The organism is Streptococcus ilei (assembly GCF_000479335.1).
Classification (GTDB): domain Bacteria; phylum Bacillota; class Bacilli; order Lactobacillales; family Streptococcaceae; genus Streptococcus; species Streptococcus ilei.
The window spans coordinates 1877615-1893774 of sequence record NC_022584.1 but is presented as its reverse complement, the minus strand read 5'-3'; the positions used below and the strand labels follow the sequence as shown (position 1 = coordinate 1893774).

Sequence of the window (16160 nt, the reverse complement as noted above, 5' to 3'; positions counted from 1 at the left end):
TCTACTCCTCCTATCTATGTGTACGTGGATCGCTGGCGTCTGCAAGATTTTGTCCAACGATATAGAATGACAAGGATACCAAGACTAAGACTGTCAATGGAATCCAGAAAAGATACGCATTGGTTGTTACGTTTTGTGAGTAGTCTGAAATAAGACGACCTAAACTTGGAACTGTAATCGGCAATCCCAATCCAAAGAAGGAAAGGAAGGCCTCAGTCGAAATAAAGGCTGGCAACAATTGTGTAGTTGTCGTCACAATAACAGAAACCAACTGTGGCAAAATATTTTTCGTCACAATTTTAAGGGTTGGTGTACCCAAGGTGCGACTGGCCAAGTTGTACTCTAAATCGCGGTAACGCATAATTTGGACACGGATAGAGTAAGCAATCCCAATCCATCCTGTCACTGTCATCGCCAAAATCAAGTTCCAGAAACCAGCACCAATTGAGTAAGTCAAGACAATAACAATCAACATGAATGGAACATTTGAAATAACGTTATAAACTTCCATCATGAAGCGGTCGATTGATTTTGACACACCCCAAATCCCGCCGATCACTACTCCAATCACAACGTTGATCAAGGTAGCAATAAAGGAGATGATAATCGAATTGCGGGCACCAAACCAAACTCCATCAAACAAGGATTTACCATTGTTATCCGTACCAAAGAAGGCCTTGGTGCTTGGCGGATTCAAACGGGCAGTAAAGTCATTTACTTTACTTACATCATTGTAATCAAAGTTTGAAAACATTGGGTATACAAAACTCATTAAGAGAATAGCAACCAAAACGGCTAACATCAAAATGGTTGATTTCTTTTTGAAGAATTGACGGAATACGGATTTCCAATAGGAGTAAGACGGCGCATCAATTGTCTCAGAGGCAAAATCATCACGTTCCACAAATTGGAATTTCTTCTTATCGATTGTAGACATTATTTGCCTCCTTTCTTAGTTGTTAGTTTGATACGAGGGTCTACCATAACCATAAGGATATCTCCAGCCATTGCTCCAAATACAGCAAGAACAGTAAAGATGAAGACAAGACCAACTACCATGGTATTATTGGATGCCTTGATAGAATCAATCAACATTTTACCCATACCAGGGAAGGCAAAGACAGTTTCTGTCAAAGTTGCCCCTGAAATGACTAGAACCAATTGAACAGGAATCCCTGTAACGATCGGAACCATGGCGTTTTTGAAGATATGTTTGCGGGAAATTTCTTTCTCAGAAAGCCCTTTGGCACGTGCAAAACGGACAAAGTCTTGAGAATGCAAGTCGATCATGTAACGGCGAATCCAAACTGCCAATCCTGGTGCACTCAAGAGACCCAAAATCACAGAAGGTAGTACATAAGAGCGCCAATCCTGAGCCCCTAACACTGGGAAGGAATCTGGTAAGCCGATAGAAGAGCCAGCCAAGCGAACGATGTAAACCAAGGCAATCGTCGGCAATGACATCATAAATGTTAAAGTTGCCGTAGATGCACTATCAAACCAAGTATTCTTCAACAAGGCCATATAAGATCCTAAAGGAATAGCAATCAAGTAGGCAATCGCAATCCCGATTAAACCGATAATGGCTGAGCTCACAATCATGGATGGATTTTCATAGTTGCTCAATGTTGCTGTATAAGCATCTCCTTTACCAAAGCGGGCGATATCTTGAGCATCTGCCTTGCTTGGTGATTTGTATGTACGAGAGTAGATATTGATAGAAGATTCTTTTTTTCCTGTTGGGAAGTTTACTTCACTCTTCTTAGTTGTACCTTGTCCTTGTGTAATAACCTGAAGAACAGGTGTATTTGAATAAGTTGGGTAAGATTCACCCAAGTTTAAGGATACAAAATTTTGATGAATGAACGGGAATTGACCATTGAAATACAAAAGATATTTATGTTTAGTCCCCGAACCAACTACTGACCAACCAATAGCTGGGTCATTTTCAATTCGAATATAGCGTTCAAGTTTTGGATTAGAAGCATCTTTGATGACATTTGGATGGTCAATCTGAATCAGATTACCATAGAATCCAATAACACGTTCAAAGACAGGGACTTCACGAGTAGCGTAAAAACCTTTGTTTTCAGGGAAACGTTTCAATACCCAGCCATTTCCAAGGTTAGAAATGTACTTTTTGTAGATCTTCTCGTTTTCTTTAGTAGGCTCTACTGTTACTGATGAGTCTTCCTTGCTTGCTTTTTCTTTCAAAGCTTTTGAATCAAGATATTCTATATACCCCATGCGATCATAGACTGTATTTTCATAATTGATTTTAGAGTCTTTTGTTTTCGCAATCTTGTTATAGTTAGGGTCGTTTTTGAAAATTAAATTTCTTGGGGTTAGCGTATAAATAATTGTATACGTCAATGTCGTAACCAAAAAGATCGACACCAACGAACGTAAAATACGCATAAATATATATTTTTTCATATTCCGTTCCTTTAATGTTCAAAAGAACTTTCTCCCCTATTAGAGAAAGTTCTGATGAAGGTGATTATTTGACGTGTTTTTCAAGATCTTGCTGAGCCTTCTTGTTTGATTCAGCTTTTTCTTTCAACCATTTTTCACGTGCTTGATCATATTGTTTTTTAGTGACAGGTTCATCTTGAATTTCAACATATTTGAAATAAGTTGATCCTTTGTTACCTGTTTGTGATGAAGGTTCAGAGAATGGAACCACTTTTGAAACCACTGTAGCTGCACCAGAGCTTGTCATAGTTGGAATTACCAATGCGCTATCTGTTAACCAAGCTTGCGCTGCTGCAAATTTTTCATAACGTGTCACTACGTCTAGGGTTTCTTTTTCTGCATCATCAAGCAACTTCGCATATTCATCTAAGCCAACAGCCTTAGCAGAGGCATTATCGACACCACCAGCAAATCCAAGATAAGTCTTAGTTTGGTCTGGAGAAGATGGTTGCAAGGTATCAAGGTAAGTAGATGGGTCATCATAGTCTGGATTCCATCCTACAAGTCCTTGAAGGTCCCAGTCAGTTTCTGCAGCTGATGGTACGTTAAGAGTAATGTTCAAGACTTCATCTTGGTCCATCATTTGAAGGTCCACAACAACGTTTTCTGTACCAAGTGTTTCTTCAACTGATTGTTTGAAGGATTGCATCCGTGACACAAAGTTTGTTGAGTTTTGTGCAACCGGAACATCCAAGTGGATTGGGAATTGAACACCCTCTTTTTGGAGTTCAGCTTTTGCCTTTTCAAACTGAGCTTTTGCTTTTTCCTTGCTATAGAGTCCGTTTTGACTGTCTGCAAGATTCACACCGCTCCATTGATCCCCATAAGTTTGCAACTTGTCTGCTACTACATCACCAAAGTCTTTACCGTTTACTTGAACAAAGGCAGGTGCAGTGTACATATTCCGAATAGCAGCCTTAGCATACTCTTTACCATTGACTTGCGCTGAATAATTTTCGCGGTTCAAGGCAAAGGTGATAGCTTGACGGAAATTCTTGTTCAAGATAGCTTTCTTCGTAGAAGATTTCTGCTCATCTGACGTCTTAGAAGTATGGTTGTAAGCTTGACGGTCAATGTTGAAACCTAAGACTGCGACACCAGAACCAGGCTGTGTGTTGTAGATATTGTCTTTGTATTTTTCTTCAACAGACGCAAAGTTAGAGCTAGCAGGGTATAGACGCGCCTTGGTATATGAACCATCGCTAAAACCGCGCGCTATGGAATCTTGATCTGATCCATCATAATAAGACAATTTAATCTTGTCAATATGAACGTTGTCTTTATCCCAGTAATCTTCGTTCTTTTCAAAAGTGATTTCTGATTTAGAAGTGATTGATTTCAAAAGGAATGGACCATTGAACAAGATTGATTTGACATTACCAGGTTGACCAAATTCATCACCCTTGCTCTTCAAGAATTCTGTACTAATTGGGAAAAGAACTCCATTAGTTGTTTTTGAATTCCAAAAAGTTTCTGGTTGATTCAAAGTATACTCAAGTGTATAATCATCTATTGCTTTGACCCCAACCTCGGAGAAATCTGAAATTTTTCCTTCTGAGTAGTCTTTCAATCCTTTGATTGAGTCTTTCACCAATGGAAGAGATTCTGATTTCTTGTCTGCCGCATGCTTCAATCCAGTAACAAAGTCATGAGCTGTTACTTCACCATGCTCTTCGCCGTCGGCATCATACCATTTAACACCCTTACGGATTTTGTAAGTATAGGTCAAGCCGTCTTTTGAAACAGACCAATCCTCAGCAATAGATGGCACAAGGTTTCCGTATTTGTCATTTTCCAACAAACCATCTACACCGTTTGTTGTAATATCGTGTACGGAAGCTTTTGAAGATACGGTGTAATCCAAAGTTGTAGGATCATCTGTATAAACATAGCCATACGTTGTATCTTTTTTTGATGCAGACTTGCTATCTTTTGAGCCAGAACATGCTGCAAGGAAAGTTGCTGCGAGCAATGTTACTCCGGCAAATGCAAAAACTTTACTTTTTTTCATTTTGAGTCTCCATTTTATTGAATTTAGATAGAATTATAGCATAAGTAAAGAAAAAAGTAAACTAAATTTTCTGAATATTTGGCAAGTGAAAGGAGCCACTAAGCGGGGGACTGCCTAAAAAATCAATCCTTTTTAGTGGCTCCTTCCCTTAAATAAACTTATGCCTTCTTACTATCCCAATTATTTTTCATCTATTTCGATTCGATGTGGTTCTTTAATTCTTCTTGAGCTTTTTTATTGGATTCAGTCTTTTCTTTTAACCATTTTTCTTTGCTTGCATCGTAATCCTTTGTCTTGATGACTTCTTCTGAAAGTTCAAGATATTTATAGTTGGTTCCAGTTCCTTTTGTTCCAACCCATGAAGCCGCACGACTATATGGAACAGTCCGTTGCAACATTGGAGTTCCACCATTTGAAACAGTCGGCAAGATCAATGAACTATCGGTTAGCCATGCTTGAGCAGCTGCGTATTTCTCATAGCGTACAGCTTGATCATTCACTTCAGCATTGGCATCTTTTAATAGTTCTGCATACTTCCCAAAGTCAACTGCTGGAATAGCAGGACTGTTTGAGCCTGCATCCACACCTAGATAGTAGAAAACAGAACCGTTAACAGGACTTAAGCTCTCTAAATAAGTAGATGGATCTTGGTAGTCTGGAACCCATCCACCTCCTGCAAGGTCATAATCTTTCTCAGCAGCAGTATCTGTGAAATAGGTAATATTGTTAAAGTCATCATCAGATAATTTCTGAATATCTACGACAACATTGTCTGCACCGAGAACAGCTTCTACGGATTGTTTAAAGGAGCTAGCTTGTTGTACCTGACTGTTATCCGTTTGACTGACAACGTAATCCAAATGAATTGGGAATTCTACCCCTTCTTTTTGCAGTTGTTCTTTAGCTTTTGCAAACTCAGTCTTGGCTTTTTCTTGATTGTAGAGAGTGGTTTGGGCATCATCTAGATTTACATCTTTCCACTCATCTCCATAGGTCACCAATTGTTTCTCAACAACCTTACCGAACTCTTCTCCATTTACTTGAACAAAAGTCGGTGGAACCAAGGTATTCCGAAGAATCTTGGTCGCCGCATCTGCTCCCGATGTTTGAGCTGCATAGGCTTCACGGTCAAAGGCAAAGTTTACAGCTTGACGGAAGTCTTTGTTTAAAATCGCTTGTTTTGTGGACGATTTCTGAGCATCTGTTGTTTTGGCTGTATGGTTATACTTCTGACGATCAATGTTGAATCCGAGGTAGTATGATGTTCCGTATTGAACACCATAAACAATATTATCACCAAATTTCTTTTTTACACTCTTATAAGTGGAGCTATTTGGCATTACTGTCGCAAATGAATATTGTCCATTCTCAAATTTCTTGATGACAGATTCTGGATCTGATCCGTCATTATAGGTCAACTTCACATGATCAATATGAACATTCTTTTCATCATAATATTCCTTATTTTTCACAAGTTCAATCTGCGATTTTGAAGTTAAATTCTTCAAATAATAAGGACCATTATAGAGAATACTACTTGGCTTCAAAGAACCGAAGTCTTTCCCTTGAGATTCTAAGAAAGCTTTGTTAACCGGGAAGAGGACGCCTGAGGTCGTCTTAGAATTCCAAAAACTTTCTGGACGTTCCAAGGTATATTGAACGGTATAATCATCTAGGGCTTTCACGCCAACTGTATTGAAATCTTTTGTTTCACCTTTGACAAATGCATCTAAGCCTTTAATCGAATTTTGGATTAAGAAAAGACCCTCAGATTTTGCTTCCACAGCGTGTTTGATACCTGTCACAAAGTCCTGGGCTGTTACAGCACCATACTCTTCTCCCTCACTGGTATACCATTTTGCATCTTTTCGAAGTTTATAGGTATACACCAAGCCATCTTCCGAAACAGTCCAGTCTTCTGCCAAACTTGGGATTAAATTTCCATATTTATCATTTTCTAACAAACCATCAACAAGGTTACTTGTAATATCAGACGTTGTTGTACGAGTCGAGGCAATGTAGTCCAAAGTATTTGGATCTGTTGAATAAATATAAGAATAAGTAGATTGATTGCTACTTCCACCGCCACAGGCTGTCAATAGAAGAGCACTGGCTAGAGAAACACCGGCCAGTACGAACCGTTTATTTACTTTCATCACTATCTCCTTATGTTAGGTTTTCTACCATTATACACTATTTCTCTCATTTTACCAACTATCTTTAAAATCGAACCGTAGGATCTCGATTGATAACTGGACAAAAAGAGGATTGGGGAAGTTTCCTTCTTTTATGATACAATAGTAGTGACAATAAACAATCGAGGATTCAAACGTGAAAAAAATAATCACTTTACTTCTTTGTCTACTTCTTACACTTCTCACTACTTCTCCTGTGAAAGCAGAGGACCTAGAGCTTGGAGCCCAGCATGCTATCGCGATTGATGGGACAACAGGTAAAATACTCTACGAAAAAAATAGCGAAGAAAAAAAAGAGGTTGGTGGAATCAGCAACCTTTTGACCACTTATCTCGTCTATGAAGCCATTCAACAAGGAAAATTATCTTTAAATGACGACGTGGAGATTTCGGACAAAGCCTACCAACTAACTGCTGTCGAAGGAATCAGTAACGTCCCTATGGAAGCTCGCAAGTACAAGGTTAAAGACCTGCTCACTGCGCTGCTTGTATCAAACGCCAATAGCGCTGCCATCGCCTTAGCTGAAAAAGTAGCTGGAAGCGAGGAAAAATTCATCCTCCTTATGCAAGCAAAACTAAAAAAATGGGGGATTAAAGACGCTATCATTGTAAATGCTAGCGGACTGGATCAATCCCTTATTGACGATAATAAGGAATCTAAAAAGAAGAATACTGAAAACAAGCTGAGTGCTTATGATGTGGCAGTCATCGCAAAACATCTCTTAGAAGACTACCCTGAAGTTACCAAAATCACCTCCCTTTCCCATGCAGAATTTGCTGGAATTCAATTGGAGAGCAGCAATTATATGCTAGAGAACATGCCCAGCTATCGAGCAGGAGTGGATGGTCTAAAAACTGGAAATTCCGAAAAAGGAGGCATTTCATTTGTGGCTTCTACTAACCAAAACGGTATTCGAATGATTACCGTTGTCATTGGTGTTGAGGCAATCGATGGAGATCCCTACGCACGATTTGTTGCAACAGCCAACCTGATGAATTATGTGAGCCAAAACTTCATTGCAAGCTTGATTGTCAGCAAAGGCGAAGCCTACAACAACAGTAAATCAACGGTTCTTGATGGCAAGAAAACCAGCGCTATTGCTGTTGCCAAGGATGACTTCATCGTGATCGAACGGCAAGGAAGCCAAGCAGAACCTAAAATCACCTTCGAAAGCAGCCAACCTTCTTTTAGCGCTCCCTTAAAGAAAGGTACTTCCCTAGGGACCCTTACCTACACCGACCCAGAACCCATCGGGCGAGGGTATATCGAAGGTAAAGCTCCTAGTATGGAAATGGTGAGCGGAGAAAATATCCAAAAAAGTTTCTTCTTAAAGGTATGGTGGAATCAATTTGTTCGTTACGTTAACGAAAAGCTATAAATACTAATAAACAAAGAGGCTGGGACAAAAGTCCTAGCCTCTCAATTGTCTTTGGATTGTCGAGCAAGACGCAGTGGTTGAGTGGGCTCTACTACGCTAATTTCATCAGCTTTTATAGCCCTACTCAACTGTGCGGAGGTGGGACGACGAAATCGAATTCTAACGAATTACCGATTTCTGTCCCACTCTCTTGTTTAGTTGAATCAATCAATAGAACTTCTATCGAACTTCGAAATAAGGAAAAGCAGTGTCACTGTCTATTGGATGAGTCGGGATTTCTTCTTCAATCACCCCACGCCAACCTGCTACCAATTCTTCAAAAGATAAGCTAGCTTCAGGAGTAGCTGTTGTTAATTTACGACCAAACCAAGCCATGGTCGCTGTTTCTAATTGAAGCATGGCGTAGCTAATCACAGGAACATTCGCAGCTTCGTAATTTTCATTTACTGCATGGGCTACAGCTGAAGCTTGCGGCAAGAGTTGAAGACGGATTTTTTCCACAAGCGGTGGATCTAATTCTTGCCAAGAAATTAATTTCCCATCAACTTGATAATACAAGTCAAATGTTTCTTGACCTGGCTTAAAATTCACTAGCATAAAGGCACGATCAGCTTTATCAGGGCCACCAACAGCCTTCACAGCATTAATCAAGAGATTTTGTTCCATTTGTCTCCAATAATCATCCGCTTCTTCGGCTAGATCGTTTGTAAATGGGGGGAACAATTTCCTCTGCAGGAATTTCGCCCTTATTCGCTTTTTCAACATTACCAAATAATTTTTTTAAGAATCCCATTTGCTACTCCTTGCTCCTATTAGCCGACAGATCCTTCCATTTCATAGCTAATCAAGCGGTTAAGCTCAACTGCATATTCCATCGGAAGTTCTTTAGTGAAGGGCTCCACAAATCCCATGACAATCATCTCTGTTGCCTCGGATTCTGACAAGCCTCGACTCATGAGGTAATACAATTGTTCCTCTGAAATTTTTGAGACCTTAGCTTCGTGTTCCAATGCAACTTGTGAATTGTGGATTTCATTAAATGGAATGGTGTCAGATGCAGACAAGTCATCCATAATAATGGTATCACACTCGATGTGACTAACCGATTTCGCTGAATCTTTATTGAAGGTCACTTGTCCACGGTAATCAACCTTTCCTCCACCTTTAGCGATGGATTTTGAAACAATAGAAGAGCTCGTGTGAGGAGCATTGTGGATCATTTTAGCACCTGTATCTTGGTGTTGCCCAGCATTGGCAAAAGCGATCGACAACATGGTCCCACGTGCACCTTCTCCATCTAGGTAAACTGATGGGTATTTCATGGTCGTTTTGGCACCGAGGTTCCCATCGATCCATTCAACCGTCGCATCTTTCATCGCTTTGGCCCGTTTCGTTACCAAGTTATAGACGTTATCAGACCAGTTTTGGATAGTTGTATAACGCATATAAGCGCCATCCAAAGCAAAGATTTCGACAATAGCAGCATGCAAGCTGTTACTTGAATAAGTTGGCGCTGTACATCCTTCTACGTAGTGGACACTTGCTCCTTCATCGACAATAATCAAGGTCCGTTCAAACTGACCTGTATTTTCATTGTTAATTCGGAAGTAAGTCTGCAAAGGAACATCAACCTTTACACCCTTCGGTACATAGATAAAGGTTCCGCCTGACCATACTGCGGAGTTGAGGGCTGCTAACTTGTTATCTGTCGGAGGTACCAACTTAGCAAAGTATTGCTTGAACAAGTCTGGATATTCCTTCAAGGCAGAATCTGTATCGGTAAAGATGATTCCTAACTTCTCAAATTCTTCCTTCATATTGTGGTAAACCACTTCAGACTCATACTGAGCTGCTGCTCCGGCCAAGTAAGCACGCTCTGCTTCTGGAATCCCAATCCGTTCAAAGGTCTCCTTGATTTTTTCGGGCACTTCATCCCAGCTACGTGCAGGTTTATCAGATGGTTTTTGATAGTAAATCAAATCATCAAAATCAATATCTGACAAGTCTGCCCCCCATGTTTGCATAGGCATTTTTTTAAATGCTTCATAGGACTTCAAACGGAACTCCAGCATCCATTCCGGCTCATTTTTCGCAGCAGATAACTCACGAATAACTGATTCATTCAACCCTTTTCCTGTCGACAAGATCGGGTCTACATCATCGTGAAAGCCAAATTTATATTCACCAAGATCAATTGGTTTTGGTTCTACTCTTTCTTCTGTCATATCTTTCCTTTCAGTTTCTTTTTTGCGCTCTTTCCATATGATTCATCTTCTAGTCTTGACCATAAGCATCCGAGTTTTGAGTCAATTAAGTAAGAAGAAAATCGGTTAAAGGGCACACTAGAATTTGCACACTCTTATGCATCATTACGATTGAGAATCAATTGCTTTTTTGAGAGCATTCCAGGCTAGGGTCGAACACTTGATCCGTTGCGGGAATTTAGCAACCCCAGCTAAAAAAGCAGCATCTCCCAACTGGTCTTGACGGGCATCTTCTTTGCCTTGGACCATTTCCGAAAAAATAGTCGCCAACTCTAGCACTTCTTCCTTTGATTTTCCTAGGACAACATCCGTCATCATACTAGCAGAAGCCGTCGAAATCGTACAACCTGAGTTGACAAAGGCAATATCCTTGACTACTCCATTATCATCAAACTGAACAGACAAACTAATCACATCCCCACAGGTAGGATTGTTCAGGTTGATTTGTTCAACTCCTTCAATCTTTCCATGATGATGGGGATTTTTTGAATGGTCAGCCACTACTGCCATATAGAGGCTATCTAATTTAGAAAGTGCCATTGAAAAACTCCTTTGTTTTTATCAGCGCTTCTACAAGCTTATCGCAGTCTTCTTTTGTATTGTAGAGATAAAAGCTAGCTCGAGCAGTCGCCGGAACCTCCAAATACTGGATTAAAGGTTGGGCACAATGGTGGCCTGCCCGAACGGCAACCCCTTCATAATCCAAGGCAGTCGCAAGATCATGAGGATGCAAATCCCCTAAATTGAAGGAAATCACCCCTGAACGTTTCGCTAAATCTTGGGAGCCATAAATTTTCAAGCCTTCAATCGCTTGAAGTTTGGGAAAGACATAGGCAATCAAGTCTTGCTCGTGACGCTCAATCGCATCCATGCCAATAGCCTCCAAATAATCAATCGCCGCAGCCAAACCAATGGCGCCAGCCATATTGGGAGTCCCTGCTTCGAATTTCCAAGGGAGTTCCTTCCAGGTTGCTGATTGTTCATAGACAAAGTCAATCATTTCTCCACCAAATTCAACAGGTGACATTTGGTTGAGATACTGCTCTTTTCCATACAAGACTCCAATCCCTGTAGGTCCAGCCATTTTATGGCCCGAAAAGACAAAGAAGTCTGCATCTAGTTTTTGAACATCTATTTTCATATGAGGGACTGATTGAGCCCCATCCACTACCACAATGGCTCCTTTTTCATGGGCCAATTGAGCGATTTCTTGGACAGGATTTATCACCCCGAGTACATTAGAGGCATGAGCAATGGAAACAAACTTGGTTCGATCTGTCAATTTTTTTCGGAAATCCTCTAGATCCAGACCACCGTCTTTCAAGTAAGCATAAACCAACTTAGCCCCCGTCTTACGGCAAGCCTCCTGCCAAGGAAGGATATTGGAATGGTGTTCCATAATGGAGATGAGGACCTCATCCCCCTCTTCTAGGATTTCTTCTGCAAACCGACCAACCCAGTTCAAGCCTGTCGTGGTTCCTCTCGTAAACAAGACCTCTTTGGTTGAGGAAGCATTTATAAAACGACGGACAGTTTCTCTTGCTGCTTCGTAGGAAGCGGTCGCCCGTTCGGCCAAGGTATGGACTCCGCGGTGAACATTGGCATTATCCTCTTGGTAATATCGATTCACAGCTTCTAAGACAGCTTTTGGTTTTTGTGTCGTCGCTGCATTATCCAAATAGACAAGTGGCTCATCATTCACAATTTGATCTAAAATCGGGAAATCTTTCCGAATCTTTTCGACATCTATCATCTTTATCTCTTTAATAATTTATCTTCAATGGTTTGGATCATTTCTTCACGAACTTCTTTAACTGGAATTTCCACAATCACTGATCCAAGGAAGCCACGAACCACTAGGCGTTCTGCAGTTGCTTGATCCAAGCCACGGCTCATCAAATAATACATATCTTCAGGGTCAACTTGACCGATAGAAGCCGCGTGACCTGCTGTCACGTCGTTCTCATCAATCAAAAGAATTGGATTGGCATCAGAACGTGCTTGATCAGAAAGCATTAACACACGGCTTTCTTGTTGGGCATCCGCTCCCTTAGCTCCCTTGATAATGTGGCCAATCCCGTTGAAGGTCAAGGTTGCCTTTTCAAGAATGACACCATGTTGCAAAATATTCCCTACTGAATTGCAACCATAGTTGGTTACACGGGTATCAATCCCTTGAATTTGACGCCCACTAGATAAAGCTACAACCTTAAGGTCTGCATGGCTTCCATTTCCGATCAAGTCACTATCAAAGTCAGCAACGACATTTCCTTCGTTCATGACACCGATAGCCCAGTCAATGCTGGCATCCTTGCCTAGTTTGCCACGGCGGCTAATGTAGGCAGTAACATTCTCACCGAGGCGATCAATCGCTGCAAACTTCACTTGCGCTCCAGAACGAGCAATCACTTCGACTGTAATATTAGCAGTCGCTTTGGCACTACCCTCTCCACGCGATTCTAAGCGTTCTAGATAGCTAATCTTACTGTTTTTACCAGCGATAATCAGGATGTGCTTGTTAAATGGCACATCGCTATCACTATCTTGGTAGAATACACCCTCGATTGGTTCCGCAATTTCTACATTATCTGGAATATAGAGAACAGCACCACTGTTAAAGTAGGCTGTGTGGTAAGCCGCTAACTTGTCATCATCGTATTTAACAGATGACATGAAAAATTCTTTTATGACCTCCGGAATTTCTTCCAAGGCTGAGTGAAAATCTGTGAAGACAACACCCTGGTTCGCCAAGTCAACTGGAATCTGTTCAAATACTGTATGGGTCCCATACTGAACCAATTTTAATTGATTGTCAATCGCAGTGAAGTCTGGCACAGCAGTGAGTGGTTCACTTTCTGTGATCGTTCCATCCCCAAGATTCCAACGATGAAATTTCACACGTTCAATCACGGGTAGTTCTAAGTCATCCATTTTATCAAAAGCCTTCTGGCGCAACTCTTGCAACCATTGAGGCTCTGCATGCATTTCTGAAAAAAGTTTGATATTTTCTTTGGTCATTTACTCCTCCTCAAAGATCCTGTTCAGTTTTTGACACAAGATTAGAGTTCTTCTTTGTAGTCGTAACCTAACTCTTCTGCTAATTTCGCGTATCCTTCACGTTCCAAACGCACAGCAAGTTCAGGACCACCTGTAAGGACCACACGACCTTCCATCATCACGTGAACCACATCAGGAGTAATATAGTTTAGGAGACGTTGGTAGTGGGTAATGATCATAGCACCGAAACCTTCACCACGCATTTCATTGACCCCTTTTGAAACCACTTTAAGGGCATCAATATCTAAACCAGAGTCAATCTCATCAAGAAGGGCAAACTTCGGTTCCAACATCAACAATTGCAGAATTTCATTGCGTTTTTTCTCACCACCTGAGAAGCCTTCATTCAAATAACGCTCTGCCATTTCTTCCTTCATGTTGAGAAGTTCCATTTTTTCATCCAATTTTGTGATAAAATCACGAACAGAAATTTTTTCGTCTTCTTCTTTTCCAGCATTCATAGCTGCACGAAGGAATTCAGCATTGGTAATTCCTGGAATTTCTGATGGATATTGCATAGCAAGGAAAAGTCCCATACGAGCACGCTCATCCACTTCCAACTCAAGGATATTTACTCCATCAAATAGAATTTCACCTTTGGTAACTTCATAGTTTGGATTCCCCATAATGGCTGCAGATAGGGTTGATTTCCCTGTTCCGTTAGGACCCATAATGGCTGCGATTTCTCCTGTTCTAAGGGTCAAGTTCACGCCTTTCAAAATTTCCTTGCCTTCAATTTCTACATGAAGATCTTTAATCTCTAATACTGACATTTGTATTCCTTTCTGCTATAGAGTTTTGTCTTATCTAGTATAACAAAAAAAAGCCTAAAAGGCTTTTCTGGTGTTTAGAATCGTTCTTATTTAGTCTTGTTTTTTCTATTTTGTCGAACTTTCTCTCGATAGGCAGAATTCCCTATATAGCGTAAACAATTGAGAAGCGGACTATGGTGAGGACCTAGGACTCCAATTAATTCCGCTAAGAGCTCAACCCCTAATACCAAACCAATGACAAGAAGAACTCCGCCAATACGAGTAGAGATATTCAACAGCAGAGAGATCATAGCAAAAATCATCGAAATTCCATAGATAACCAAAACGGTTCCGCGATGCGTTAAGCCCAAAGAAAGTAAACGATGGTGCAAGTGATTCCGATCTGGTGCATAAAACTTCTGACCAGAGAGAGTCCGACGGACAATTGCTAAAAAGGTATCCGTAATTGGAACTCCCAAGATAATCATCGGCGTAACAACCGCAACAGCTGTCGCATTCTTAAGACCTTGCAAGGACAAAACAGAGATCATAAAACCAATGAAGAGGGCTCCTGTATCCCCTAAATAAAGAATCGCTGGATGATAATTAAAGGGGAAGAAACCAGCAATGGCCATGACTAAGACAAAAATCGTCATGGTCAAAAAGAGATTGGGCACTGGGAGAAAGAAATGAGAAACAATCCCCATCGTCACCAAGGAAATAATCGAAACTCCACTGACCAGGCCATCCAAACCATCAATTAGGTTGACTGCATTGGTAATAGAAATGATCCAAATAACTGTTAAAATATACGATAACCAAGGATCAAAATGAAGAAATGGTCCCCCGAAAGGTATCTTGAAATCATTTAAGCGAAAATCTGTAAAAAACCAGATCACACTAGCTCCTAGGAAAATCCCCAGCATCTTTAACCGCGGTGATAATTCTTTTATATCATCGACTAAACCAGTCAGTCCAATAATCCATCCTCCAACGACAACTGGTACGGTATAGGTCAGATAAGATGTCTTAGCTACATGCCCCTTTGTAATCATCGGCAACAAAATGACGGTTGCAATGGTAAAAGCAAGAATAATAGCTAAACCACCAGCGCTGGGCATGGGTTTCTTATTGATCCGACGCGCATTTGGATAGTCTACGGCATCTATTTTAAACGCCAATAACCTCACAAAGGGAGTTAGAATCAAACTGATCAAAAAAGTTGCAATCAGGACCAGGATAAATTGTAACGGAAAAGTAATCATACCAAATTAACCTTTTGAAGTTCGTGAATAGCATCTGAGACAAGCAAGAGATGGCCATGTTCCTGAAGGACAGCTCTAGTAGTATCTGTATCTTCCGCATATTCACGCATAGTTGCCAAAAGCCAACCTGGATAATCCTGCGGACACCCTTCCAAATCGATCAGGATGGTTAAATAGTACATCCCGTCCATTTTATAAAGTTCAGAAGTCTCAACAGCATAATGAACTGTTTTTGTAAACCGAATCACTTCTTCTAACTGAGAAAACTGGAGGATATAATAAATATACCGTGTATCTACTGGATGATTCGATGTATCTTCTTCTGAAATCTGATTTTCGTCAGCCAATTCCTCAGCTTCTAAATGACGGATCGCATCGCCGTCTCCCTTACTCTTTTCAGAGATGGTTTTTTCCAAGGTTTTGATAAATTCGTCTGGAGACATTTGCGACAATTCTTCCATATCAGGCAAGTCGGAAAAATCTTCAAAATTTAAATGCTGATCAATTTTTGATTTGGTCACAAAAACATCGAGTTTATCTGGCTTAGGGGTCACTCGGAAACTTAACATACCACTGTCTAAGAAACTTTCTGGCATTTCTAATTCATCTAAGATGGTATAGAAAAATTCTTCTGTTTTTTCTTGAGGCACCAAAAAATCGGCCATTTCCATGCCCCGTTCTTCTAAGTCCTCTAATTGAATCGTGATTTTAATGGTTGAATCACTGATTTGCTTCATCTTCATGACTGCACCTCATACTATTA

At 40.6% G+C, this 16160-nt stretch carries 12 protein-coding genes and 1 pseudogene; 1 reads left to right on the top strand and 12 read right to left on the bottom strand.

All coding sequences use genetic code 11. The annotated features are described in order from the left end of the window. Positions 1-10: 10 nt before the first annotated feature. The 4 genes from oppC to N596_RS08970 form a co-directional block, all read right to left on the bottom strand. Complete coding sequence (gene oppC, locus N596_RS08985; protein WP_023022222.1) at positions 11-937, bottom strand: oligopeptide ABC transporter permease OppC; 927 nt, start codon at positions 935-937, stop codon at positions 11-13. Next, the gene (locus N596_RS08980; RefSeq protein ID WP_023022220.1) at positions 937-2436 is read right to left on the bottom strand and encodes an ABC transporter permease; all 1500 of its coding nucleotides are present in this window, start codon (positions 2434-2436) and stop codon (positions 937-939) included. Before N596_RS08980 ends, oppC begins: the two co-directional genes overlap by 1 nt. Before the next feature lie 64 nt (positions 2437-2500). After that, positions 2501-4486, bottom strand: coding sequence for a peptide ABC transporter substrate-binding protein (locus N596_RS08975; RefSeq protein ID WP_023027700.1), 1986 nt, complete (start codon positions 4484-4486; stop codon positions 2501-2503). A 191-nt stretch (positions 4487-4677) separates the two neighbouring features. Continuing rightward, on the bottom strand, positions 4678-6642 hold the full coding sequence (locus tag N596_RS08970) for a peptide ABC transporter substrate-binding protein (RefSeq protein ID WP_023027699.1): 1965 nt from the start codon (positions 6640-6642) through the stop codon (positions 4678-4680). Between the two features lie 184 nt (positions 6643-6826). Between N596_RS08970 and pbp3 the strand changes: the two genes are divergently transcribed. Beyond that, positions 6827-8059 (top strand): D-alanyl-D-alanine carboxypeptidase PBP3, encoded by a 1233-nt coding sequence (pbp3, locus tag N596_RS08965; protein WP_196805883.1) that lies wholly within the window; start codon positions 6827-6829, stop codon positions 8057-8059. A 219-nt stretch (positions 8060-8278) separates the two neighbouring features. Here pbp3 and N596_RS08960 read toward each other — a convergent pair. From N596_RS08960 to mecA, 8 genes and pseudogenes are all read right to left on the bottom strand, one after another. After that, positions 8279-8852: pseudogene (locus N596_RS08960) on the bottom strand (hypothetical protein). Positions 8853-8871: 19 nt separating this feature from the next. Beyond that, positions 8872-10284 carry a Fe-S cluster assembly protein SufB gene (sufB, locus tag N596_RS08955; RefSeq protein ID WP_023022212.1) on the bottom strand — a complete coding sequence of 471 codons (1413 nt, stop codon included), beginning with the start codon at positions 10282-10284 and terminating at the stop codon, positions 8872-8874. A 144-nt stretch (positions 10285-10428) separates the two neighbouring features. Further along, complete coding sequence (gene sufU, locus N596_RS08950) at positions 10429-10863, bottom strand: Fe-S cluster assembly sulfur transfer protein SufU (protein WP_023027698.1); 435 nt, start codon at positions 10861-10863, stop codon at positions 10429-10431. After that, positions 10850-12076: a cysteine desulfurase gene (locus tag N596_RS08945; RefSeq protein WP_023027697.1), complete on the bottom strand. Its 1227-nt coding sequence runs from the start codon at positions 12074-12076 to the stop codon at positions 10850-10852. Before N596_RS08945 ends, sufU begins: the two co-directional genes overlap by 14 nt. 2 nt (positions 12077-12078) lie before the next feature. Next, positions 12079-13341, bottom strand: a complete 1263-nt coding sequence (gene sufD, locus N596_RS08940; RefSeq protein ID WP_023027696.1) for a Fe-S cluster assembly protein SufD — start codon at positions 13339-13341, stop codon at positions 12079-12081. 41 nt (positions 13342-13382) lie between these two features. Continuing rightward, on the bottom strand, positions 13383-14153 hold the full coding sequence (gene sufC, locus N596_RS08935; protein WP_023027695.1) for a Fe-S cluster assembly ATPase SufC: 771 nt from the start codon (positions 14151-14153) through the stop codon (positions 13383-13385). Between the two features lie 86 nt (positions 14154-14239). Next, positions 14240-15397: a glycosyltransferase family 4 protein gene (locus N596_RS08930; RefSeq protein ID WP_023027694.1), complete on the bottom strand. Its 1158-nt coding sequence runs from the start codon at positions 15395-15397 to the stop codon at positions 14240-14242. Then, on the bottom strand, positions 15394-16140 hold the full coding sequence (mecA, locus tag N596_RS08925) for an adaptor protein MecA (RefSeq protein WP_023022206.1): 747 nt from the start codon (positions 16138-16140) through the stop codon (positions 15394-15396). The genes N596_RS08930 and mecA overlap by 4 nt, the downstream gene beginning before the upstream one ends. Between the last annotated feature and the right edge of the window lie 20 nt (positions 16141-16160).

Excerpts from the sequence above, each read along its gene's own strand:
- oppC (WP_023022222.1), bottom strand. The coding sequence starts at position 937 with ATGTCTACAATCGATAAGAAGAAATTCCAATTTGTGGAACGTGATGAT.
- N596_RS08980 (WP_023022220.1), bottom strand. The coding sequence starts at position 2,436 with ATGAAAAAATATATATTTATGCGTATTTTACGTTCGTTGGTGTCGATC.
- N596_RS08975 (WP_023027700.1), bottom strand. The coding sequence starts at position 4,486 with ATGAAAAAAAGTAAAGTTTTTGCATTTGCCGGAGTAACATTGCTCGCA.
- N596_RS08970 (WP_023027699.1), bottom strand. The coding sequence starts at position 6,642 with ATGAAAGTAAATAAACGGTTCGTACTGGCCGGTGTTTCTCTAGCCAGT.
- sufB (WP_023022212.1), bottom strand. The coding sequence starts at position 10,284 with ATGACAGAAGAAAGAGTAGAACCAAAACCAATTGATCTTGGTGAATAT.
- sufU (WP_023027698.1), bottom strand. The coding sequence starts at position 10,863 with ATGGCACTTTCTAAATTAGATAGCCTCTATATGGCAGTAGTGGCTGAC.
- N596_RS08945 (WP_023027697.1), bottom strand. The coding sequence starts at position 12,076 with ATGATAGATGTCGAAAAGATTCGGAAAGATTTCCCGATTTTAGATCAA.
- sufD (WP_023027696.1), bottom strand. The coding sequence starts at position 13,341 with ATGACCAAAGAAAATATCAAACTTTTTTCAGAAATGCATGCAGAGCCT.
- sufC (WP_023027695.1), bottom strand. The coding sequence starts at position 14,153 with ATGTCAGTATTAGAGATTAAAGATCTTCATGTAGAAATTGAAGGCAAG.
- N596_RS08930 (WP_023027694.1), bottom strand. The coding sequence starts at position 15,397 with ATGATTACTTTTCCGTTACAATTTATCCTGGTCCTGATTGCAACTTTT.
- mecA (WP_023022206.1), bottom strand. The coding sequence starts at position 16,140 with ATGAAGATGAAGCAAATCAGTGATTCAACCATTAAAATCACGATTCAA.